General features: G+C 67.5%; 16 protein-coding genes. 4 read left to right on the top strand and 12 right to left on the bottom strand.

All coding sequences use genetic code 11. The annotated features are described in order from the left end of the window. Positions 1-3: 3 nt before the first annotated feature. The 9 genes from ASD15_RS11465 to ASD15_RS11500 all read right to left on the bottom strand — a co-directional run bounded on the left by ASD15_RS11465 (position 4) and on the right by ASD15_RS11500 (position 11,960). Positions 4-1,356 carry a hybrid sensor histidine kinase/response regulator gene (locus ASD15_RS11465; protein WP_057154984.1) on the bottom strand — a complete coding sequence of 451 codons (1,353 nt, stop codon included), beginning with the start codon at positions 1,354-1,356 and terminating at the stop codon, positions 4-6. 134 nt (positions 1,357-1,490) lie between these two features. Further along, positions 1,491-2,252, bottom strand: coding sequence for a 2OG-Fe dioxygenase family protein (locus tag ASD15_RS11470; protein ID WP_057154985.1), 762 nt, complete (start codon positions 2,250-2,252; stop codon positions 1,491-1,493). Positions 2,253-2,296: 44 nt separating this feature from the next. Continuing rightward, positions 2,297-4,360, bottom strand: a complete 2,064-nt coding sequence (locus ASD15_RS11475; RefSeq protein ID WP_057154986.1) for a TonB-dependent receptor — start codon at positions 4,358-4,360, stop codon at positions 2,297-2,299. Between the two features lie 45 nt (positions 4,361-4,405). After that, on the bottom strand, positions 4,406-5,860 hold the full coding sequence (locus tag ASD15_RS11480; protein ID WP_057154987.1) for a hypothetical protein: 1,455 nt from the start codon (positions 5,858-5,860) through the stop codon (positions 4,406-4,408). Positions 5,861-5,947: 87 nt separating this feature from the next. Next, complete coding sequence (locus ASD15_RS11485) at positions 5,948-7,567, bottom strand: PAS domain S-box protein (RefSeq protein WP_307188276.1); 1,620 nt, start codon at positions 7,565-7,567, stop codon at positions 5,948-5,950. Continuing rightward, positions 7,506-7,850, bottom strand: coding sequence for a hypothetical protein (locus ASD15_RS33655; RefSeq protein WP_307188277.1), 345 nt, complete (start codon positions 7,848-7,850; stop codon positions 7,506-7,508). The genes ASD15_RS11485 and ASD15_RS33655 overlap by 62 nt, the downstream gene beginning before the upstream one ends. Positions 7,851-7,977: 127 nt before the next feature. After that, positions 7,978-8,493, bottom strand: a complete 516-nt coding sequence (locus ASD15_RS11490) for a DUF6702 family protein (RefSeq protein ID WP_082551767.1) — start codon at positions 8,491-8,493, stop codon at positions 7,978-7,980. Continuing rightward, positions 8,490-10,889, bottom strand: coding sequence for a M1 family metallopeptidase (locus ASD15_RS11495; RefSeq protein WP_057154988.1), 2,400 nt, complete (start codon positions 10,887-10,889; stop codon positions 8,490-8,492). Before ASD15_RS11495 ends, ASD15_RS11490 begins: the two co-directional genes overlap by 4 nt. 582 nt (positions 10,890-11,471) lie before the next feature. Beyond that, positions 11,472-11,960 carry a MarR family winged helix-turn-helix transcriptional regulator gene (locus ASD15_RS11500; protein WP_082551768.1) on the bottom strand — a complete coding sequence of 163 codons (489 nt, stop codon included), beginning with the start codon at positions 11,958-11,960 and terminating at the stop codon, positions 11,472-11,474. Between the two features lie 132 nt (positions 11,961-12,092). Between ASD15_RS11500 and ASD15_RS11505 the strand changes: the two genes are divergently transcribed. The 3 genes from ASD15_RS11505 (at position 12,093) to ASD15_RS11515 (ending at position 15,668) form a co-directional block, all read left to right on the top strand. Continuing rightward, positions 12,093-12,374 carry a hypothetical protein gene (locus tag ASD15_RS11505; RefSeq protein ID WP_157200904.1) on the top strand — a complete coding sequence of 94 codons (282 nt, stop codon included), beginning with the start codon at positions 12,093-12,095 and terminating at the stop codon, positions 12,372-12,374. Between the two features lie 80 nt (positions 12,375-12,454). Further along, entirely contained in the window at positions 12,455-13,552 is a 1,098-nt protein-coding gene (locus ASD15_RS11510) for an HD-GYP domain-containing protein (RefSeq protein ID WP_057154990.1), read from the top strand. Positions 13,553-13,658: 106 nt separating this feature from the next. After that, positions 13,659-15,668 carry a CHASE domain-containing protein gene (locus tag ASD15_RS11515; RefSeq protein ID WP_057155036.1) on the top strand — a complete coding sequence of 670 codons (2,010 nt, stop codon included), beginning with the start codon at positions 13,659-13,661 and terminating at the stop codon, positions 15,666-15,668. Positions 15,669-15,675: 7 nt separating this feature from the next. Here the strand turns inward: ASD15_RS11515 and ASD15_RS11520 are convergent, their stop codons facing one another. Both ASD15_RS11520 and ASD15_RS11525 read right to left on the bottom strand, forming a co-directional pair. Beyond that, positions 15,676-16,491 carry a sugar phosphate isomerase/epimerase gene (locus ASD15_RS11520; RefSeq protein WP_057154991.1) on the bottom strand — a complete coding sequence of 272 codons (816 nt, stop codon included), beginning with the start codon at positions 16,489-16,491 and terminating at the stop codon, positions 15,676-15,678. A gap of 13 nt (positions 16,492-16,504) precedes the next feature. Continuing rightward, entirely contained in the window at positions 16,505-17,344 is an 840-nt protein-coding gene (locus ASD15_RS11525; protein ID WP_057154992.1) for a phytanoyl-CoA dioxygenase family protein, read from the bottom strand. A gap of 118 nt (positions 17,345-17,462) precedes the next feature. Here ASD15_RS11525 and ASD15_RS11530 point away from each other — a divergent pair, with 118 nt between their 5' ends. Then, positions 17,463-18,392 carry a LysR family transcriptional regulator gene (locus ASD15_RS11530; RefSeq protein WP_229418156.1) on the top strand — a complete coding sequence of 310 codons (930 nt, stop codon included), beginning with the start codon at positions 17,463-17,465 and terminating at the stop codon, positions 18,390-18,392. Between the two features lie 23 nt (positions 18,393-18,415). Here the strand turns inward: ASD15_RS11530 and ASD15_RS11535 are convergent, their stop codons facing one another. After that, positions 18,416-21,907, bottom strand: coding sequence for an ATP-binding protein (locus ASD15_RS11535; RefSeq protein ID WP_082551769.1), 3,492 nt, complete (start codon positions 21,905-21,907; stop codon positions 18,416-18,418). Between the last annotated feature and the right edge of the window lie 15 nt (positions 21,908-21,922).

Below are 21,922 nucleotides of genomic sequence, written 5' to 3' on the forward strand. Positions count from 1 at the left end.
GGTTTATTTTTTGCTCTTCATCGCCAGCGTGAAAGTGCTGCCGTGTCCGAAATCGCTGCTGAAGAACAGCGAGCCGCCGATCAGGTTGGCCAGGTTCTGGCACAGGTACAGGCCCAGGCCCGCGCCTTCGGCGTGGCGGGTGGAGGTCGAGTCCAGCTGCGAGAAGGCCTGGAACAGCTTGGCCTGGTCTTCCTCGCGGATGCCGGCGCCGCTGTCGGCCACGGCGAACTCGGTTATCACGCCGTCGGCGTCGGTGCGCTGGCTAAGCGTGATGCGCACCGTGCCCTTCTCGGTGAACTTGATGGCGTTGTTGGCCAGGTTGATCAGGATCTGGGTCAGCGCGCGGCGGTCGGTCTCCAGCGTCACCGCCTGCGGCGCCAGCTCCACTTCCAGCGCCAGGCCTTTCTGCTGCGCCAGCGGGCGCAGGGTGTCGGCCACTTCGGCGATCAGGTTCTGGCACTGGATCGGTTCGACCGACAAGGTGACCTTGCCGGCTTCGATCTTGGCCACGTCCAGGATGTCGTTGATCAGCGAGAGCAGGTGGCGCGCGCTGTTGCGGATGGTATTGAGCTGCTTGTCCTGCTCCCCGGTGAGCGGGCCGGGCAGCTTCATCAGCAGTGCGCCGGTGAAGCCGATGATGGCGTTCAGCGGCGTGCGCAGTTCGTGCGACATATTGGCGATGAAGGCCGACTTCATGCGGCTCGCTTCGGCCAGTTCCAGGTTCTTCAGCGCGATTTCGCGGTTGATGGTTTCCAGCTCGCCGGCGTGGTGCGCCAGGCGCATATTCAGTTCGATCACCTGGCGCTCGCGCGCCTGCAGTTCGCTGTTGACCTGCACCGCCTGCTCGTAGGTGGAGATCAGCAGGTCGAGGATCTGCTGGCGTTCGGCGTTGATGAAGTGCTTCTGGTCGCCCAGGTAGAGCGCGATGCCCACTTCCATATTCTGGTTGCGGCGCAGCTTCTGGTTCACCAGCATGTGGCCGATGCGGTTTAGCAGGTAGTCTTCGGCGTAGGGCTTGCGGATGAAATTGTCCGCGCCGCACTCGATGCCCTTGATGATGTCCTTCGGATCGGTCAGCGAGGTGACCAGGATGACCGGGATGTCGCGCAGCGCGCCGTCGGTCTTGACGGCGCGGCACAGCTCATAGCCGTCCATTTCGGGCATCACGATGTCCGACAGCACCAGATGCGGCTTGCGTTCGCGGATTGCCTCCAGCGCCAGGCGGCCGTTGGCGGCCACGCGCGCCTTGTAGCGCACCGACTGGATCAGCCGGCGCAGCCGCTCGGCCTGGGTCGGGCTATCCTCGACGATGAGGATCTCGATTTCATCCGGTTCGATCTCGTAGCTGGAGTCCACGGACTGCCTCCAAAAATTGTTTTTCAAGCGCTGCTGACTCTTAGGTAACTATAAAGGATTTAACTATCGAACTGGGAATTTTCATTCCCATTGGTGCCAGGTACTGCGCATTGGTGCGCCCGTCCTCCCACGGTTCAGGGCTGGGCGCCCTGGAACTGGCCGGCGCGGTAGGTCAGCACCAGGGTATCGCGGTGGCAGGAAGGCCTGCTTCCCTGTTCGCCTGCTTGCGCCAGCGGCTGGATCGGGGTCGATTCATGGATGACCGTGGCGTCGTCCAGCAGCAGCATGGTCCACGGTTCGGTCATGGTGAAGCGTTTGCCGTTCGGGCCGTCGGCTTCAAAGATGCGAGTCTCCCCGCCTTTGATGCCGTGGCGGCCCACCAGCAGCACGGCCACGTAGTCCACGCCGTCGCGGTGCGCGCCTTCCGGGGTGGGGCGGCCGATGCCGTCGGCGGTGTCGATGCGGAACTGGTGCGCCTCGATGTACCACGGCTGCGGCGAACGCGCGGCGGAGCAGGCGTCGCCCACGGCGGTCAGCAGCTGGCGCCAGGCCGGCTGCGCCACGGTGCCGGGCTCCATCGGCTCGAACAGGCGGTGCATGCCGCCGTGCAGGGCGTTGTACTCGAGCGGCTGCCAGTGGGCGCGGTGCGCCGTCTGCGCCAGCGTGCCGTCCTGCTGGATAAAGCAGGAATGGCGGCGGCGCCGGTAGCGGCCGCCGTCCTTCAGGTAATTGTCCAGCTCCAGCCTGTCCCAGCTCGGGATCAGGGCGTTCAGCGCTTCCAGCGTGGTGCCGGCCAGCGCGGCCACGTCTTCGGGGTGCAGCAGGGCATAGCCTTCGCTGCGCAGCGCTGCGGTCACGCGCTCGGGCGCGGTGTAAATCGGGGCGTAAGTCGTCATCTAGTCATCTGATAGTCATCTGATAGTCTTCTATTCTACGACGATCAGAAACTCTGCGTGAGCATCAGCCGGAAGGAGCGCGATTCGACCGGATGGAAATGGACGTCGTCCACCGGCTGGGTTTCGCCCTTGAGCTGCGAGGCATAGTAGTAATCGATGGCCGATACGCGGCGCTTGGCCAGGTTGAACCCTTCCAGTTCGAGCTGCAGGCCGCCGGCGAATTTGTAGCCGATGCGGCCGTTCAGCGTCTGGCTGGCGCGCGAGCGCACGCTGTTGTCCTCGGTGAGCGGGCGCGGACCGAAGTAGCGCAGGCGCAGCGCGCCGGACCAGGGCCCCAGCTTGTCCAGCGTGAGCGCCAGCTGGGCCACGCCTTCCACCGCGCCGGGAAGGTAGGCCGCGCCGGCCGCGGCGCCACGGCTGCGGGCGCGCGCGAAGGCGATGTCGGCGTCCACGCTGAGCCACTTGAAGGGCTTGTAGTAATTGGAGAATTCCACGCCGTAGCGGCGGCTGGGCTCTCCCGCTTCGGTGGCGCCGGCGTCGCCCACGTAGCTCAGCTCCGAGCCGAAGTCCAGCCGGTACACCGACAGCGAAGACTGCAGGCGCGGCAGCCATTCGCTGCGCAAGCCCAGTTCCATGCCGCGCGAGCGCACCAGCGGCGCACCGGCTGCCCCTTCGGCCACCACCGCGCCGCGTGCGTCGTTGCTGTGGAAGCCGGTGCCGGCGTTGGCATACAACTCGGTCTGCGCCCAGGGACCGAAGACGGCGCCCAGGCTGGGACTCAGCAGGCGGTCGCTGGCGCGCGCGGCGGGATGCGCCAGCGCCGAGGCGCTGCCCGGCTGCGTGGGCCGCACGTCGAAGCGGTAGCCGTCGGCGCGCAGGCCGGCCGTGGTGCGCAGCAGCGGCGTCCAGCGCGTGCTGTTTTCCACGTACAGGCCCAGGCTGGACTCGACGATGTGGTCGGCGCGCGTGGCGGCGATAGCCTGGCGCGCCACTGTCTTGTATAAGCCGTTGAAGATATTGTCGTGCTGCAGCTGCAGGCCGGCGGTGGTGATGGAGCTGGCCTCGCCGATGTGCGCATGCCAGGCGACACTGGCGTCCACGCCGCTGGTGACGCGGCGGTCCGGCTGCGCGAACTGGTCGCCGTTTACCGGGTCGTCCATGAAGTAGGTGAAGTTCGAGTACAGGTCCAGCTTGTTGGCGATGAGGTAGGCGCTGACCCTGGCGGCGGTGTCCTCGCCGCTGCGCTGCCAGGCGCCGGACAGGCTGTAGCGCTGCGCCTTGCCGCCGTCGCTGTTGTCGACGCCGTCGTAGCGGCCCAGCAGGCCTTGCTGCACGGCGCGCAGCGGGATCTGGTCGGTGGCGTTCCAGTCCGCGCTGTAGGCCATGGCGGTGAGATTGAAACCGTTGTTGGCGTAGCCCTGGCTGTAGCGCAGCACGGCGTTCAGCTTGTGGTAATCGTCGCCGCGCGTGTAGGGCCCGTCGTTGTGCATCGCTTCCAGCGCGTACAGCACGGCGCCGCTGCGCGCCGGCCCCACCTCGAGCGAGTCCGCCAGCAGCGCGCGGCGGTAGCCGTTCTGGCCCGCGCTGGCGCTGGCCACGCCGCGCACCAGGCGGTTGGCGTAGACGATGGACGCGGCGCCGGCCGAGGCGAAGTCGCCTTGCTCGGCGGAGTAGGGACCTTTCTTGTAATCGAGGCGCGCCGCCAGTTCCGGGATCAGGAAATTGAGGTCGGTCCAGCCCTGGCCGTGGGCGTGGCTGCGCTGGTTGACGGGCATGCCGTCCACGGTGGTGCGCAGGTCGGTGCCGTGGTCCAGGTTGAAGCCGCGCAGGTAGAACTGGTTGGCCTTGCCTTCGCCGCTGTGCTGGCTGACGATCAGGCCGGGCGTGGCCTCCAGCAGTTCGCCGGGCCGGTAGGTGGTGCGCGCGGCCAGCTGCTGCTGCGTCACGCTGCCGTCGCCGGCCGCGTCGGCCACGCCCAGCTGGCTGGCGCGCGAGCCGTCGATCAGCACGCGCTGCATCAGCGTGTCGTCGGCACGGGAGGACGGGAGGGCCAGCAGGGAACACAGCGCGGCGGCCAGCGCGGACGGGATCGGATGGAGTTTCAGCATGGCGGGCAGTATAGCCGTCGCCGTGCGGGCGTGCACGACCTCACGCTACTGCGCGGCAGACGGTTCGATGGGCTTGAGCACGTGCTCCAGGTCGGGCTGGTCCAGCCGGGTGATGTAGGGCCAGGGCGTGCCGTTGATGTCGAGGAAGGTGCGGGCGTCGTCGCGGTAGCGGGGGCCGGGCTGGAAGGCGCGCGCCAGTTCGAACAGCGGCGTGGCGGCGCCGGCCAGCAGCAGCGCCAGCAGCGTGCCCATCAGGCCTTTGCGCAGCCGCTTGTGCGGGCCGGGGCGGTCCAGCGCGGCGATCGCGGCCAGCATCAGGACGGTGAGCGCGGGGATGGCCGCTTGCGTGGCCAGTTCGTTGTGCGGGCCGAAGCGCAGCAGCGGCAGCAGGGCCAGTTCCAGCAGCGCCAGCGCGAGCAGCGCCGAGCGCTGCCCCAGGGCCAGCAGCACCAGCGCGAGCAGGCCCCATTCAAGTGCGGCGAACAGGGCGTAGCGCGCGCCCTCGGCGGCCAACTCCGCGCCGGGCAGCACGGCGAACGGACCCAGCGCGCCGGCGCTGAGCAAGCGCGCCAGCACCAGCAGCGCCGGCACGACGGCCCAGCAGGCGGGGCCGGCCAGTTCCTGTTGCACGGCGGACGCGGGCATGCGGCGCGCCACGCTCCACAGCAGCAGCGGCGCAGCGCCCAGCGCGGCCAGCGGCGACCAGCACGCGATGCCCAGCAACAGCAGCGCGGCGGCAGGCGCGCCCAGGCCCTGGGCGCGGTGGCGCCAGACGATCACGGCCAGCAGCCAGGCCGGCAGGGCGTGGTTGGGCGACCAGAACAGCAGCGTGGTCTGCGACGCGTATTGGTAGGCGCCGGCCCAGCTTTCCAGATGCTGGGCGTAGGCGGGCAGGCCGGGCTGGCGCAGCAGCCAGCCGGCCAGGTCCATGCCGCTGAACAGCACGGCCACCGCCATGGCCAGCATCCAGCCGTTCTGCCGCCGCGCGCTGTTGGCGCCCACCAGCAGCGCCAGGAACAGCGCGGCGCCGCCCGCGGTCCAGAACCACAGCGCCAGGCGGGCGCCGTCCAGATTGCTCAGTTTGCCCGCCAGCGCAGGCAGCAGGTAGTAGCCCGGCGCGCTGCGCAGCAGCAGCGGCGCGCCGTCCTGGCCGGCGTAGACCACCGGCCAGGGCAGCGCCACCAGGTCGCGCAGCACCGCCATGCGGATGAGCCAGCTGGGGTTCAGGTGCAGGCCGCCGGCCAGCCCGGCCAGGATGGTCCACATGACGGCCACCGCCATCACCGCGCCCCGCTCCGGCCGGCTCAGGCCAGGCACGCCGCGCCGGCGGTCGCGCCAGCACGGCCACAGGGTCAGCGCCAGCGGCGCGGTGACGGCCAGCGCATAGGGCAGCCACAGCCAGCCGAACAGGAAGACTGGCAACGGCAGGCACAGGTAGCCGATCGCCAGCATCTCCAGGCGGTCCAGCTGGCGCAGCGGGTTGGGCGGCGGACCATGCATGCAGCGTGTCCCCTCATCGGTGTCGATGGGCGTACCATATCGCAATTCCTGCGCGATGGCAAATAGGCAATTAATTCTTGCCGGGGGCTAGCGCAGTTTTTTGATGATGTCCGATAAGCGGTAGGGTTTGCCGATGAACTCGAACTGGGCGAGGTCCTCCTTTTGCTCGCTGAGCGCGGCCGCCATGTAGCCGGAGGACAGGATGATTTTCATTTCCGGCCGCAATTGCCGCGCCGCCTTGGCCAGTTGCACGCCGGTGATGCCGGGCATGACCACGTCGCTGAACAGGATGCGCAGATCGGGCGTGCGATGCAGGATGTCGAGCGCTTCGGTGCCGTTGTTGGCGGACAGCACTTCGTAGCCCAGGCTGCTGAACAGCTGGGCGGTGATGTCGAGCACGTCGAACTGGTCGTCCACCAGCAGCACTTTCTCGGCCGCCTCGTGGTGGCAGCCGCCGTCGCCGTCGCTGGCCGCGGCGAGCGCCGGGAACAGCAGCGTGATGTCCGTGCCCTGGCCGGGCTGCGAGGCGATGCGCAAGTCGCCCTTGGCCTGCTGCACCGTGCCGTACACCTGGCTCAGCCCCAGCCCGGTGCCCTTGCCGACTTCCTTGGTGGTGAAAAACGGCTCCACCGCGCGCGCAATGATCTCCGGCGGCATGCCGCAGCCGTTGTCGCGCACGCTCAGGCACACATAGTTGCCGGCCGGCAGCGCGCCGCCTTCGGGCTCGCTGCGCAGACTGGAGGCAATCACGATGGTGCCGGTGTCGCCAATGGCATCGCGCGCGTTGACCACCAGGTTGAGCACGGCCGACTCCAGCTGCGGCACGTCGGCCATGATCTCTGGCAGGCCGGGCGTGAGCTGCAGTTGCAGCTGCATCGAGCTTTTCACGGCGCGCCGCAGCACCGCCTCAAACGAGTCGATGACGCGGTTGACGCGCACGCGCTCGGGCTGGAAGGGCTGCTGGCGGGCGAAGGTCAGCAGCTGCTGGGTCAGCGTGGCGCCGCGGCTGGCGGCGCGCGTCATGCTGTCGATGGTCTTGACCTGGACGGTGCGGTCGCCGGTGTTGCGCAGGATGTCCAGGCCGTTGCTGATCACGTTCAGCAGGTTGTTGAAATCGTGCGCCAGGCCGCCGGTGAGCTGGCCGATCGATTCCAGCTTTTGCGACTGGAACAGCGCTTCCTTGGTGCGCGCCAGCGCTTCCTCGGCCGCGCGGCGCTCGGTGACGTCGCGCGTCACCTTGGCGTAGCCCATCAGCCCGCCCATCGAGTCGGTGATCGGATCGATCACCACGTGCGCCCAGAAGCGGCTGCCGTCCTTGCGCACGCGCCAGCCCTCGCGCTCGAAGCGGCCCTCGCGCCGCGCGGTGGCCAGCGCGTACATGGGCAGGCCGGCGGCCCGGTCTTCCTCGGTGTAGAAGCGTTCGAAATGGGTGCCGACCACGTCGTCCGAGTCGTAACCCTTGATGCGGCGCGCGCCCTCGTTCCAGTTGGTCACCAGGCCCTCCGGCGACAGCATGTAGATCGCGTAGTCGGTCACGCCCTGCACCAGCAGGCGGAAACGCTCCTCGCTGGCGTGCAGCGCTTCCTGCTCCCTGCGGCGGTCGGTAATGTCGCGCGTGATCTTGGCGTAGCCCAGCAGCACGCCGTCATGGTCGCGGATCGGGTCCAGCACCACGCTGGCCCAGAAGCGCGTGCCGTCCTTGCGCACGCGCCAGCCTTCGTCCTCGAAGCGGCCGGTGTCGCGCGCTGCCGCCAGCGCAAGTGCGGGGCGGCCGGCGGCGCAGTCCTCGGCCGAGTAAAAGCGCGAGAAGGGCTACCGCGAGGATCTCGTCCTCGCGGTAGCCCTTGAAGCGCTGCGCCCCGGCGTTCCAGCTCGTGACGATCCCTTCCGGCGACAGCGTGTAAATGGCGTAGTCGGTGATGCTGGAAATAAACAGCCGCAGGCGTTCTGCTTCAATGGCGCTGCTCGGGCTGGGACTGGTTACGCTCATGTACGGGTTCCGCGGCGGCCCTGCCGCGCAATGGACAGATTGATAAGGTAGTCCATTGTAAGGCGGAAGCACGCCGGATGCGCATTGGGGAGCGCTCTACGGTGCTGTCCAGGACACTGTGTTGCAGCTACGGCAGCGCCTGTTGCGCTGTGGCGGCGGAGAAGGTCAGCGACCGGGCGGCCGGCCCGGAGGGGGCGGCGGCGACGTTGACGGTGTTGAGCTGGCCGGGGATGAAGTCGGACAGCACCAGGTGGCGCAGCACGGCGCCGGGCGGCAGCACGGTCTGCGGCAGTTCCTGGTAGATGGTGACGTTGGCGGCGTCGGCCTGCACGCCTATCCATTGCAGCGGCAGGCGCTTGCCGCCGGCGGTGATGCTGAACTGCCGTTCGATGTAGCGCCGCAACACGGCCTGGTCCTCGGGCTGGCCCAGGTCGAACTGGCGCTGGTACAGATTGGCCAGCAGCGCCTCCACGTCGTGCGCGGTGTAGGTGTGCACGATCTCGGTGCTGCCGGTATTGGCGTTGTAGCTGATGTCGGTGATGCCCATGTGGTAGTTGTGGGCCGCCGCCGGGCCGTGCAGCGCCGCGCCGCCGAACAGCAGCGCGGCGCACAGCGCCAGCCGCTTAACGCCGCCGCGCATCATTTTTTCGGCTCGCCCTTGGGTTCACCTTTGACTTCGCCTGCTTCAGTCCTGGCATCCTTGCCCTTCAGCGGTGTGTTGTAGTCCTTCATCATGTCCTCGCGGCCCTGTTCCTGCTTGTACAGTTCCATGCGCGATGGCGTGACCTTGCGCGGCCAGCCGTTGTTGCTGGTGTCGATGTCGGCGGTTTCCCAGTTCGGGTCCTGCGTCAGGCCCACCATCGGCTCGTCGGTGACGATGACCTTGGTGATCTTCTTGGGCGAGTAGCGCCATACTTCGGCCGGCACCCGCTCGACATACTTCTTGCCGCTCTTGAGCTCGATCTGCAGGATCAGCGGCATGACCAGCCCGCCGACGTTGGAGAAGTCCACCAGGTACAGGTGCTTGCCCTGTTCCAGCAGCTTCTTCTCCCACGGCTCCAGCTTCTCGATGGCTTCGGCGTAGCTGTTGCGGTCCTTGTTGGTGACGGTGAAGTCGTCGTGCGCGTTATAGAAGTCCTTCAGCTCGGGATGCGCGTCGGTGCGGCGCGGCATGCCCTTGTTCTTGATGCTGGTGACCGATTCCGGCTCGGCGGCTTTCTGCGCCTTCTTCCAGGCCTTCTCGGTCTCCGGGTTCTTGGTGCTCACGCCCACTTCGCTGATGCCGTCCACGCTGATGTCGACCGCGTCGGTGGTGTAGAACCAGCCGCGCCAGAACCAGTCGAGGTCGGTGCCCGAGGCGTCTTCCATGGTACGGAAGAAGTCGGCCGGGGTAGGGCGTTTGAATTTCCAGCGCCGGCCGTATTCGCGGAAGGCGTGGTCGAACAGCTCGCGGCCGAGAATGGTTTCGCGCAGGATGTTGAGCGCCGTGGCCGGCTTGGCGTAGGCGTTGTTGCCGAACTGTAGCAGCGACTCCGAGTTCGTCATGATGGGCACCTGGTTGCGGCTGCGCATGTAGTCGACGATGGCGCGCGGTTCGCCGCGCGTCTGCGGATAGTTCTCTTCCCACGCCTGCTCGGCCAGGTATTGCACGAAGGTGTTCAGGCCTTCATCCATCCAGGTCCACTGGCGCTCGTCGGAGTTGACGATCATCGGGAAGTAGTTGTGGCCCACTTCGTGGATGATGACGCCGATCAGGCCGTACTTGGAGCGCTTGGAATAGGTGATCTCGCCGGTTTTCTTGTCCTTCACCGGGCGCGGGCCATTGAAGGAGATCATCGGGTATTCCATGCCGCCCACCGGGCCGTTGACCGAGATCGCGGTCGGGTAGGGGTAGTCGAAGCTGTACTTGTTGTACTGCTCGATGGTGTGCACGATGGCCTGCGTGGAGTACTTCTCCCACAACGGGTTGCCTTCCTTCGGATAGTAGGACATGGCCATGACGTTGGTGCCGTCCTTCTTGTAGCCTTGCGCGTCCCAGATGAACTTGCGGCTGGAGGCCCAGGCGAAGTCGCGCACGTTCCTGGCCTTGAAGTGCCAGGTCTTGGTGGCGGTGCTGACCGATTTCTCGGCCGCTTCCGCTTCGGCCTGGGTCACGATGACCACCGGCTTGTCGCTGGTGCGGGCGCGCGCCAGGCGGTCGCGCTGGGCCGGGCTGAGCACCTGTTCCGGGTTGAGCAGCTCGCCGGTGCTGGCCACCACGTGGTCGGCCGGTACGGTCAGGCTCACGTCGTAGTCGCCGAATTCCAGCGTGAACTCGCCGGAGCCGATGAACTGCTTGTGCTGCCAGCCGGCCACGTCGTAGTAGGCGGCCATGCGCGGGAACCACTGCGCCACTTCGAACAGGGCGTTCTTGTCCTGCTCGAAGTACTCGTAGCCGGCGCGCCCGCCCAGCACTTTCTGCTCGTTGATGTTGTACTGCCAGTCGATGGCGAAGCTGAACTTCTCGCCCGGCTTGAGCGGGGTGGGCAGGTCGATCCGCATCATGGTCTGGTTGATGGCGTATTTCAGCGGCTGGCCGGCGGCGGTTTTCACGGCGCCGATCTTGAAGCCGCCGTCGAACTCGCGCCCGGCCAGGATGCCGCGCATGCCTTCGAACTTCATGCCGTCCTCGGCGCCCTTGGCGCGGGTCCAGGCTTCGCGCGAGGGCGCGGTGAGCATGCGGCGCGCATCGGAGTCCGGCTTGTAGATGTTCTGGTCCAGCTGCACCCACAGGTAGTGCAGGGTGTCGGGCGAGTTGTTGTGGTAGGTGACCTGGCCGCTGCCGGTGATGGCGCGCTTGGCCTCGTCCAGGGAAGCGCGCAGGGTGTAGTCGGCGCGCTGCTGCCAGTAGGCGTGGCCGGGCGCGCCGGAGGCGGTGCGGTAGGGCGTGGCGGTCGGCAGCAGCTCGTCGAGCTGGCGGAATTTGTCGTCGAAGGCATCGGCGGCATGGGCCGATAAGGAGAGGCACAGTGCTGCAATACTGATCGGCAAACGCTTCATCTTCCGCTATCCCTGTTTTCTAAAGAAAAAGTTAAGCGGCAATTCTACTCAAGCAATTGTTTGTCCAGCTGTGTTCATTTGTAAATTACTTGATACATTGCGCGTCAAGCCAGGGCGAAGGTGGCGGAGCTCCGCTGCGCAGCCTGGCTGAGCTGTCTGGTGGGTATGGTGGTGCTCAGGTGGTAGTCTGCCGGGATGCGCAAATGGCCGATTGCCAACAGCGCGTTGCCGATAGCGAGCGAATGTGATCGCAGCAGCTGTGGCACCTGAGGGGAGGGCTTACTTAACTGAGCTATGAGCTGATTGTGACGCCCCCGGCCATGACTCGGCACGCCGGGGACCGGCACCGCCGGCGAATAGCACGCGGATATCTCCGGCGGCCCCGCGAGCGTCAGGTTTAGTTCATGAACGACTTCCTGGGCGGTGCCAGATGTTGGCTGAAGACTTCGGAATACTGATCAACCGTGGTAGCTGCCGTAGCCACTTCACCCTCCCGCAGGCCGCTGGTCCAGTTCATGTTACGCCTGCGGGCAGCATCCGGCGGCACCATGGATTTGACGCGCCGCAAGGCGCCGCGCGGGCTCAGGCGTTTTTCATCAGGCTGTCGCGCAGCGCGGTCAGCTGTTCTTTCATGTCGACCACCTGGTCCAGCGTGCAGTTGGTGGCGCCAAGGATTTCCGGCGGCAGCTTGGCCGCTTCGTGGCGCAGCGCGTCGCCGTGGGGACTGAGCGCGATGATCACTTGCCGCTCGTCGTTCGGGCAACGGGTGCGCGTCAGCAGCTCAGCCTGCTCCATGCGCTTGAGTAGCGGCGTCAGCGTGGCCGAGTCCAGGAACAGGCGCTCGCCCAGTTCCGACACGGTTTGTTCGTTCTTTTCCCACAGCACCATCATCACCAGGTACTGGGAATAGGTCAGGCCCAGCTTGCGCAGCAGTTTGCGGTACAGCTTGTTCATCGCCAGCGAGGTCGAGTACAGGGCGAAGCACAGCTGGCCGTCCAGGCGCGGCACTGGGCGCGGCGTGGTGTCGGCGGGGGCGGGCGAGGCGGCGGGGGTGGTCGTAGCGGTATCCATGCGCACAGTATAGATAGTGCGCTATTTAATTGCAAGCAAACGCTCATAAAAAAGTTTCGCTTGTCAGTCAATCACGATTTGGCTATGGTGAGAGAGTCCGCTTCCCCAGAAAGCGGCGAGGGGATGAATCAGATGAAACGGACACCGGAATTGCGGGGCAACGCTCCGTCCTTGTTGTTGGTTGAACTCGATCCCGTCACGGTGGTCGACGGCGAGCGCTTCGATGATACCTATCTGGCCGGCGACGTGGCCGCCGTCGGCAGCATGCGGGAATTCTGCCCGGCTTGCCGCCAGGGCCAGCTGCAGCTGGTGCCGCGCCAGGACAACGTCCGCATCGCCCACCTGTTCTGCTTCCACTGCACGCGCTGCTTCGGCGCCCTGTTCGAGGACGGCACGCCCGCATTGTGCGAATAGCTTGCGCTCCCTGCTATGATGCTGGCTGGTAACTATCGAGTCTACTCTCCAGCGCAGACAGCTTCTATGGGACGCAGTCCATGAACGACAACAACAAGGCCATCCTCCTGATCGCCGACGCGGCGCCGGACAACCTGCTGTGGCTGAGCGGCCTGCTGCAAGACCAGTACGAGGTCAAGCTGGCGGCCGACGGCCCGTCCGCGCTGCGCATTGCCCAGCAGGTGCCGCGCCCCGACCTGGTGCTGCTGGACGCCCACCTGCCGGACCTGGACGGCTTCGCCGTGTGCCAGCAGCTCAAGCGCAACCCCGACACGGCCGGCCTGCCGCTGCTGCTGCTGGTGCCGCACGGCCGGCACGAGCTGGAGCAGCGCGGCCACTGCGACGGCGCGGCCGACGTCATCAGCCATCCGCTGATCGCCGAAACCGTGCTGGCCCGCGTGGCGCTGCAACTGCAGCTGAAGCGCTCGGCAGAACTGCTGGCCCACCAGCGCCTGCACCTGGAAGAGCTGGTGACGGAAACCACCACCGAACTGACGATGATGGTGGACGCGGTGATCTGGGCGCTGGCCACGCTGGCGGAAACGCGCGACCGCGAAAGCGCCAACCACATCCACCGCGTGCAGCGCTATGTGGTGGCGCTGGCGCGCGAACTGCAGGACCACCCGCGCTTCGGGCATGAACTGAGCAAGCGCAATATCGATTTCCTGTACAAGGCCGCGCCGTTGCACGACATCGGCAAGGTCGGCATCCCGGACGCCATCCTGCTCAAGCCCGGCCGCCTCAGCGCCGAGGAATTCGAGCAGATGAAGCTGCATACCGTGTATGGCCGCGACGCCATTGCCGGGGTGGAGCAGCACCTGGGCTTTTCCAACGACTTCCTGCGCTTCGCGCGTGAAATCGCCTATTCGCACCAGGAGAAATACGACGGTTCCGGCTACCCGCAAGGCTTGGCCGGCGAAGCCATCCCGGTCTCGGCGCGCCTGATGGCGGTGGCCGATGTGTACGATGCGCTGATTTCCAAGCGGGTCTACAAGCCCGCGTTCACGCACGAAACGGCGATCGAACTGATACGCCAGGGCAGCGGCGAGCATTTCGATCCGGACGTGGTGGACGCGATGCTGATGGCGGAACAGCAATTCATGGCCATCGCGGCGGAATTCCAGGATCCGGTGCAATAACTGTTGCTTGGATGTATAGCTTCTGTTTCTGTAGCGACATGGCTATGCTATAGTCGATTCAGCCCTGCGGCCAGGCTGGCGGCCGCACCCCTTGTCGAGCATGGCCATGCATTTGCGCATCCACGGTTACCTGGCGTTCGTTGTCGGCATCTGCATTACCGTGTGGGTGTGCCTGTTCGTGTCCGACGCCCAGCTGTCCAACTTGCGCACCACATTCCAGCGCGACACCGACAAGATCGCGCGCGACACCGCCGTCCGCCTGCAAACCTACTTCGACACCCTGCTCAGCATCAAAGGCATGTATGCCGTGCGCGGCGGCCAGGTCAGCCGCAGCGAGTTCAACCGCTACGTGCACGAGCTGCGCCTGGGCGAGCGCTATCCGGGCTTCCAGGCCATCCAGTTCGTGCGCCTGGTGCCGGCCGGGCGCCTGGCCGGTTTTGCCGACAGCGTGCAGGCCGACACCAGCTTGCTGCCGGACGGCTACCCGCAATTCAACATCCACCCGGCCGCCGTGCGCGACCTGCACTACATCATCGAATACAACGAGCCCATGGTGGGCAACGAGAACGCCTTCGGCCTTGACCTGGGGGCGCTGCCGCCGCACCGGCGCGCGCTGGAGATGGGGCGCGACAGCGGGCAGATCATCGCCACCGAGCGCATCACGCTGGTGCAGGATGCCAGCGGCCAGCCCGGCTTCGTGGCGCGCGCGCCGATCTACCGCAACGGCCCGCTCGAGACGGTGGAGCAGCGCCGCGCCGCGCTGATCGGCTTTGTCGCCATCGTGTTCCGGGTCAACAACCTGATGCGCGAGGTGATCGACACGCCGCTGCTGGGCCATATGTCGATCCAGATCCACGACGGCGGCTACCTGCGCGACGACAGCGTGTTGCCGCGCAATATGGACACGCTGATGTACGACAGCGCCGGCAAGATCGGCAGCGGCGAACGGGCCTTGGCCTTGCCAGGGCTGAACACCAAGGCCAGCCTCAACGTGGGCGAGCGGCGCTGGCTGATGGAGTTCAGCGGCCATGAAGGCACGCGCTACAGCACCGGCCACTTCCGGGTCGGCATGATCGCCGCTGCCGGCACCCTGATCAGCGCGCTGATTGCGCTGCTGCTGATGGTGTCACAGCGCAACAGCGCGCTGGCCGAGCAGCTGCGGCGCGACATCGCCGAGCGCCAGAAGACCGAAGCGGCACTGGTGCACACCCAGCATGGGCTGGAGCGCAGCCTGGACGAGCTGGCCGCGCAGAAGGCCAACGCCGAGCTGGCGCACCGCGACCTGACACTGGTGCTGGCCACGCTGAAGCAGGCGCAGGCCAATTTGATCACGTCCGAAAAGATGGCGTCGCTGGGCGCGCTGGTGGCCGGCATCGCGCACGAGCTGAACACGCCCATCGGCAACAGCCTGCTGACGGCCACCGCGCTGAGCGACATGGTGGCCGACTTCGACCGCAAGCTGGCCGACGGCGGCATCAAGCGGTCGGCGCTGGACGCCCACCTGCGCGATGCGCGCACCGCCTGCGCCATCATCGCCGGTTCGCTGGGCCGGGCGGCCGAGCTGATCACCTCGTTCAAGCAGGTGGCGGTGGACCAGAGCAGCGGCCAGCGGCGCCGCTTCCGGCTGGCCGGCGTGGCGGGCGACGTGCTGGCCACCTACGCGGCGCAGCTGCGGCGCGCCAGCTGCGAGGTGTTGCTGGACGTGCCGGAGGAGCTGGAGTTCGATTCCTATCCGGGCAGCGTGAGCCAGGTGCTGAGCAACCTGATCAACAATGCCATGCTGCACGCGTTCGAAGGCCGCAACAGCGGCACCATCCGGCTGCGCGCCGAGGCGCTGGAGGGGGCACAGGTGCAGATCGAATTCAGCGACAATGGCGTGGGCATGTCGGCGCGCACGCTGCACCAGATTTTCGATCCCTTCTTCACCACCAAGATGGGGCAGGGCGGTTCCGGGCTGGGGATGAACATCGTGTACAACATCGTCACCGGCGTGTTGCACGGGACGATTGCGATCCAGTCCGAGCCCGGCCTGGGCACCACCGTGACGCTGGTGCTGCCGCTGGCGGTGCCGGCCCGGGACGGCGAGGAGGAAAGCAGCGCGGCGGCCCGCCTGTAGCTGGTGCTCAGGCGTAGCGCGCGCGCAGCAGCTGCAGCATGGCCAGGTTCAGCTGCCACTGGTCGACAGTAGGCTGGCCGGTGTAGGGCAGCGTTTGCAGATAGGGCGCCGGGCCGAATTCCGGCGTCATGGTCAGCACGCCGGCGCCGGCGGCGCGGCGCAGTTCCACGATGCGGTCCCACCACTGCAGGTGCGCCTGCAGCGCATCCGCCGCCTCCGGCGCGCGGAAGTCCGCCACCTGCGGCCCTTGCGCATGGCCCACGCGGGCATGGATGTGGCGCACATGCGGCAGGGTGGCGGCCAGCGTTTCCGGCTGGTCTTCCAGCAGCGATTCGCAGGCGCAGCACCAGTGCGACAGGTCCGCCGTCAACTGCAACTGCGGCAGCTTGTCCAGATAGGGTAGCAGCAGCATCGGATGCCCGCTGAAACGGCTGCGGTGGATTTCATGCACGATGGGCACGCCGTGCTCCAGCGAGATGGCGTCGGCCAGCGCAATCAGTTCCAGGTTCTGCGCCGGGCTGTAGAAGTCCTTGCCGGTGTGGCTGTTGACCAGCACCGGGCGCGCGGCGCAGGCGTTGTGCAGCAGTTCGGCCAGCGCCTTTTTGTGCGCCCCGAACTGCGGGTGGAACACGGTTTCCCACTGCTGCGCAATCAGCGCCAGGCCGGCCTCGGCAATGCGGCGCGTCCAGTCGCCGCGCGCGGCGCCGTCCAGCGGCAGCGACATCTCGATGCCGTCGAAGCCGGCCGCTTGCACCTTGTCGATGAAGGCCTGCGGCGCCAGCCCGTTGCTGCCCCAGTGCGGGGCGAAAATCTTGATCTGCATGTGGTTTTGCCTGTCAGATGAAGCCGCGCACCGGGAAATCGGCGCCGCGCTGTATCCAGTTCTGCGGCGAGTATGCGGTGCGCGCGTCGGTGGCGTGCAGCGTGTAGGCGTGGCGCGACACCGGCGAGCGGTTGGGCGCGCTGTAGTGCGGCAGCAGGCCGTGGAAGCACACCAGGCTGCCGGCCTGGCATTCCAGCGGCACGGCGGTGGAGTCGTCCGGCCACGGCATGGCGTCCAGCTTCTCGACGCGGATATGGTCGCCATTGCGCACGAAGCGCTCGCGCAGCGGCGTGCGGTGGCCGCCCGGCTCGGCCCACAGGCAGCCGTTGTCCAGGGTGGCGTCCTCCAGCGCGAACCAGAACGTGGTCACGCTGATGGGCGTGGTGTCGAAATAAGTGGCGTCCTGGTGCCAGCGCACTTCGCCGCCGATGCCCGGCTGCTTGAAGATGTACATCGACTGCCACACCTGCGCCTCGGCCAGGCCCAGGTCGCGCGCCACGGCCGCCAGTTTCGGGTCGGCCGAGAAGGCGCGGAACACCGGGTCCAGGTCGTGCATGGCGTGGCCGATCTTGTTGATCGACAGCTCCTTGGCCTGCTTCAGCTGGCCGTCCGGGCCGAAGGCTTCTTCCTCGAAGAAGCAGCGGATGGTGTTGTCCGAACGCAGGAAGTACTCGTCGGCCTTCTGCTCCTGGTCCTTGGTGGTGAAGATGCCCTGCGCCACGGTTGGATCGAATTCGTTGACAATGCTGGCGGCGCGTTCGCGCAGCGCGGCGATCTCGTCCAGGCGCTTGAAACCGGGCAGGACGATGTAGCCATCGCGCTCGTATTGCTGTTTTTGTGCTTCGGTCAACATGGCGGGGAACTCCGGAAGGATAGGATGGGAATAGGGAACAGCCATTGTACGGTCGCCCCGGCAGCGTCACAATCCGCAAACGGTTGACACATTGTCGCTAAAATGGAGACAATGCGCCATGGACCAGCTCAGGGCAATGGAAATATTCGTCGAAGTGGCGCGGCTGCGCAGCTTCAGCGCGGCCGGCCGCCGGCTGGGGCTGACGCGCGCCATGGTGAGCAAGCACATCATGCAACTGGAGGACAAGCTGCAGGCGCGGCTGCTGCACCGCTCGACCCGCGAGGTGAGCCTGACCGACATCGGCCAGGCTTACCTGGCGCCGTGCATGGCCACGGTGGCCCAGGCGCAGGAGGCGGCGCATGTGGTTACCGGCGTGCGCGAGGCCGGCGGCGAACTGGCCGGGCCGCTGCGCATCCAGGCCCCGTCCAGCTTCGGCAGCGCCTGGCTGGCGGACGCCGTGGCCCGCTTCAGCCTGCCGCATCCGCGCCTCACGCCGCTGCTCTACGTGGACGACGCGCTGCTCGACCCCATCGAGCACGGCTTCGACCTGACGATACGGGTGGGCGGCATTCCGGACAGCCGCGCGCTGTCGCTGCGCCCGCTGGCGCCGTGCAAGGGCGTGCTGTGCGCCAGCCCGGCCTATCTGGCGCGCGCCGGCCGGCCGGCCGTGCCGGAAGACCTGGCGCAGCACCAGTGCCTGCACTTCAGCCACCTGACCGACGGCGCCACCTGGCATTTCGCGAAAGGGGAGGAGCGCCGCGCCGTGCGCATCAACGCCGCCTTCACCGCCAACAACGGCCTGGTGCTGCACCAGGCCGCGCTGCGCGGCCTCGGCATCGTCTACAGCACCACCTTCCTGGCGTGCGAAGCGCTGCTGTACGGCACCCTGGTGCCGGTGCTGGAGGACTGGGAACTGCCGCTCAACTACCTCAGCGCCCTGTATCCCGCCAGCCGCCAGCCGTCGCCGAGGGTGCGCGCGCTGATCGATTTCCTGGTGGCGGAGTACCAGCCGGTACCGCCGTGGGACAAGGCCTTGCTGGCCGCCTGAGCCAATTCAGGCCAGGCAAACCATCACAGCAGTTCCCACAGCTGCCTGAACTCGGCGCGCTCCAGCATGGCGTGCAAGCGTGTGGCCAGGTCGGGGGCGCTGGCGGCCAGCTGGCCGGTCAGGCGTTCGATGCGGGCCGGGTCGAGGTCGGCCACGGCTTGCTTCAGCGCGCTGCGCAGCTCGTCCGGCAGCGGCGCCAGGTCCGCAGCGAGCAGCGGCGCGTGCGCCGCGGCGGCCGAGGCGGACAGCGGCTCGCGCAGGAAATGCAGGCCGAGCTGCAGTTCCAGCATGGCGAACAGGTCGTCCTGCTCCAGCGGCTTGCGCAGGAAATCGTCGGCGCCCGACTGCAGCGCTTCGCGGCGCTCTTCCTCGAAGGCGCTGGCGGTCAGGATCACGATGCGCGGCTGCTTCAGGCCGGGCTGCTCGCGCACCTGGCGCGTCACTTCCAGCCCGTCCATGTTCGGCATGCGCCAGTCCAGCAGCACCAGGTCCGGCTGCAGCGCCAGGATGCGCTGCAGGCCTTCCACCCCGTCGCGCGCTTCGTGCAGGGCGAAGCCGAGCGGCGCGAGCAGGGTGTGCAGCAGCTGGCGGCCGTCGGCGTTGTCGTCCACCACCAGGATGGTCTTGCCGCGCTCGGATGCCGGCAAGCCTGCCACCCGGTCGCGCGCCTGCGCCGGCGACAGCGCGCCGGGCCGCTGGCGTACCGTCAGCGCGAAGCTGAAGGTGGAGCCGGCCCCGGGCGATGACTGCAATTGCAGGTCGCCGCCCATCAGTTGCACGAACTCGCGGCTGATGGTCAGGCCCAGGCCGGTGCCGGCCTGGCTGGTGGCGCTGCCGGCCTGGATGAAGGGCTGGAAGATGCGGTGCCGGTCGTCCTCGGCGATGCCGGGGCCGGTGTCCACCACGGCGAAGCGCAGCCGCACCGTGTCGCCTTCGGCGGCGCTGCCGCGCACCGACAGCGTGACCTTGCCGTGCTCGGTGAACTTGACGGCGTTGGAGAGCAGGTTGAGCAGCACCTGGCGCAGCTTGGGGCCGTCCGCGAGGATCACCTGCGGCACGCCGGCTGCTTCCAGCTTGAGTGCGATGCCGTGCTGGGCGGCGCGCAGGCGCAGCATGCCCAGCACCGAATCGAACAGGCTGTGCAGATCGACCGGCAGCAGCTGCAGTTCGGTGCGGCCGGATTCGATTTTCGACAGTTCCAGGATGTCGTTGATGAGCGTAAGCAGGTGGTGGCCGGAGCGGTTGATCATGGCCAGCTGCTCCTTTTGCGGCTCGCCTACGTCCCTGTCGTTCTGCAGCAATTGCGAGAAGCCGATGACGGCGTTGAGCGGGGTGCGCAGTTCGTGGCTCATATTGGACAGGAACACGCTTTTGGCATGGCTGGCGGCCTCGGCGCGGCTGAGCGCCACCGACAGTTCGGCGGTGCGTTCGCGCACCAGTTCCTCCAGGTGGGCGCGGTGGCGGCGCAGCTCGTCTTCGGCTTGCTTGCGCTCGGTGATGTCTTCCACGCAGCCTTCGATGTAGGCCAGCTGCCCGGTATCGGGGTCGGCAACGGGGCGCGCCACCACATTGACGTACATTTCCTTGCCGTCGCCGGGACGGCGCATCAGCACGGCGGTGCGGCGTGAAATGCCGCCGTCGCGTTCCATGTCTGCCTGCCAGCGCAGGCGGCTGGCGGGGTCGGCGTACAGGTCGAGCACGTTCTGGCTGCGCACCTGCTCGCGGCGCTGCACGCCCAGCAGGCGCATGCCGGCGTCGTTGATTTCGTCCAGCATGCCGTCGCGGTTGGTGCGGAACAGCGGGATGGGCACGTCTTCGTACAGGTTGCGGTAGCGCCGCTCGCTTTGCTCGAGCGCCCGTTCGCGCGCGGCCAGCTGGTCGGCCATGGCGTGCAGCTGGTCGAAGGAGTTTTGCAGCCGTCCGGCCATGTTGTTGAAGGCCTGCCCCAGCTCGCCCAGCTCGGCCAGCCGGCTGACCGGCACGCGCTGGCTGAGGTCGCCCGCCGCCATGGCGCCGCTGGCGCGCGCGATGCGGCGGATGGGCGCCGTCACCATGGCCGACAGCAGGCTGGCGGCCACCAGCGACAGCAGCAGGGCCACCGCCACCACCATGGCGGACTGGCTGTTGCCGGCGCGGACGCCGTCCTGGTACCACGCTTGCGGCATGGCGGTGAGCAGCAGCCAGTCGTGGCCGCCGTTGCGGTCCAGGTAGGGCGTGGCCTGCAGCAGCCAGCGTTCGCGCGACAGCGGCTTGCTGGTCAGCACGTCAAAGTCCAGCTGCAGCGGCGCCTGGATGGCCATGTAACTGCCGGCGCGCGTGAGCAGCGCTTGCAGCGCGGCCTGCGCCACCGGGTCGGCGGCGCCGCCGGCCTGCTGCGCGGCAGGCCGGGAGCGCGCCACCACGCGTCCCAGCCGGTCGATGACGATGGCGCGGCCATGGCCAGCCAGCGGCAGGCCTTGCAGCATGCCGGCCAGCTGGGCCGCGTCGGCAGGCTCGCGCGCCGGGGCCGGGCTGCCGGCGGCCTGGCGCGCGGCCAGGTAGTCGTCCAGCCGCAAGTTGATGTTGTCGGCGATTTCCTGGTGCAGGCGCGTGGCCAGCTTGTCGGCCGAGGTTTCCGCGCTGCGCAGCGTGAGGAAGGCGGTGGCGCCCACCAGCAGCAGGACCAGTGCGATGAAAGGCGCAGCCAGCAGGGCCGGGATGGGCACGCCGCCGTCGCCGGCGCCGTCCGCTTGGCCGCCGGTAGCCGCGCCGGCCCAGCGCCATGCCGGCTGGCCGAAGGCGCGTTCCTGCACATGGCGCGGCACGTCGGCCCAGAACATGCCGCAGCGCCGCGCCAGCGGCAGTGCCAGCAGCATGGCGAAGGGCGCCAGGGCCCAGGTGACCAGGGTGGTGAACGCCAGCGCCGGGGTCACGCTGCGGTAGGCCAGCTCGGGCGTGAACTGGGGCGAGGTGATGTAGCCCCACAGCAGCGGTTCGATGGCCATGAAGGCCAGCACGAACAGCGCGTACCAGCCCCAGGTGCGGGCGCGGCGGAAGTCGGGATCGCGCCCGATCAGCTGGTGCGCCAGCCAGAAGCAGGCCGGATTGATGAAGTAACCGAACAGCCAGTCGCCGAGGAAGGCCGGCGGCACGCCTTCGACCAGGTCGGACAGGCCGTAGGCGAAGGGCGCCGCCAGCAGCGCCGGATAGCCGAACAGCACGATGCACAGGAAGACCGACAAGTCCTTCAGCGATTCGAAGGTTTGCGCGCCCGGCACCAGCACGATGGACGAGCCCAGGTAGCCGGTGATGAACACCATGGCGAAGGTGAAGACGGCGGCGATCAGCGCGCGGCTGTTCCAGCACTGGCTGGTGCGGCCCGGCGCCCAGCGCCCGCCGGCGCGGAAGGTCACGCCGCCATAGGCGCACAGCATCAGCGCGATGCCGATCAGGTAACCCAGCCGGCCCCACACTTCGAGCAGGCTGAGCGGAATCTGGTTGAACAGCGCTTCCAGCATAGTAATCACTGCGTGCATGAGCTCCGTTCCCGA

Origin of the sequence: Massilia sp. Root351, assembly GCF_001425045.1 — a bacterium.
GTDB lineage: Bacteria > Pseudomonadota > Gammaproteobacteria > Burkholderiales > Burkholderiaceae_D > Rugamonas.

Excerpts from the sequence above, each read along its gene's own strand:
- ASD15_RS11495 (WP_057154988.1), bottom strand. The coding sequence starts at position 10,889 with ATGAAGCGTTTGCCGATCAGTATTGCAGCACTGTGCCTCTCCTTATCG.
- ASD15_RS11520 (WP_057154991.1), bottom strand. The coding sequence starts at position 16,491 with ATGCAGATCAAGATTTTCGCCCCGCACTGGGGCAGCAACGGGCTGGCG.
- ASD15_RS11480 (WP_057154987.1), bottom strand. The coding sequence starts at position 5,860 with ATGCATGGTCCGCCGCCCAACCCGCTGCGCCAGCTGGACCGCCTGGAG.
- ASD15_RS11490 (WP_082551767.1), bottom strand. The coding sequence starts at position 8,493 with ATGATGCGCGGCGGCGTTAAGCGGCTGGCGCTGTGCGCCGCGCTGCTG.
- ASD15_RS11515 (WP_057155036.1), top strand. The coding sequence starts at position 13,659 with ATGCATTTGCGCATCCACGGTTACCTGGCGTTCGTTGTCGGCATCTGC.
- ASD15_RS11535 (WP_082551769.1), bottom strand. The coding sequence starts at position 21,907 with ATGCACGCAGTGATTACTATGCTGGAAGCGCTGTTCAACCAGATTCCG.
- ASD15_RS33655 (WP_307188277.1), bottom strand. The coding sequence starts at position 7,850 with ATGAGCGTAACCAGTCCCAGCCCGAGCAGCGCCATTGAAGCAGAACGC.
- ASD15_RS11505 (WP_157200904.1), top strand. The coding sequence starts at position 12,093 with ATGAAACGGACACCGGAATTGCGGGGCAACGCTCCGTCCTTGTTGTTG.
- ASD15_RS11475 (WP_057154986.1), bottom strand. The coding sequence starts at position 4,360 with ATGCTGAAACTCCATCCGATCCCGTCCGCGCTGGCCGCCGCGCTGTGT.
- ASD15_RS11470 (WP_057154985.1), bottom strand. The coding sequence starts at position 2,252 with ATGACGACTTACGCCCCGATTTACACCGCGCCCGAGCGCGTGACCGCA.
- ASD15_RS11500 (WP_082551768.1), bottom strand. The coding sequence starts at position 11,960 with ATGGATACCGCTACGACCACCCCCGCCGCCTCGCCCGCCCCCGCCGAC.
- ASD15_RS11530 (WP_229418156.1), top strand. The coding sequence starts at position 17,463 with ATGGACCAGCTCAGGGCAATGGAAATATTCGTCGAAGTGGCGCGGCTG.
- ASD15_RS11525 (WP_057154992.1), bottom strand. The coding sequence starts at position 17,344 with ATGTTGACCGAAGCACAAAAACAGCAATACGAGCGCGATGGCTACATC.
- ASD15_RS11510 (WP_057154990.1), top strand. The coding sequence starts at position 12,455 with ATGAACGACAACAACAAGGCCATCCTCCTGATCGCCGACGCGGCGCCG.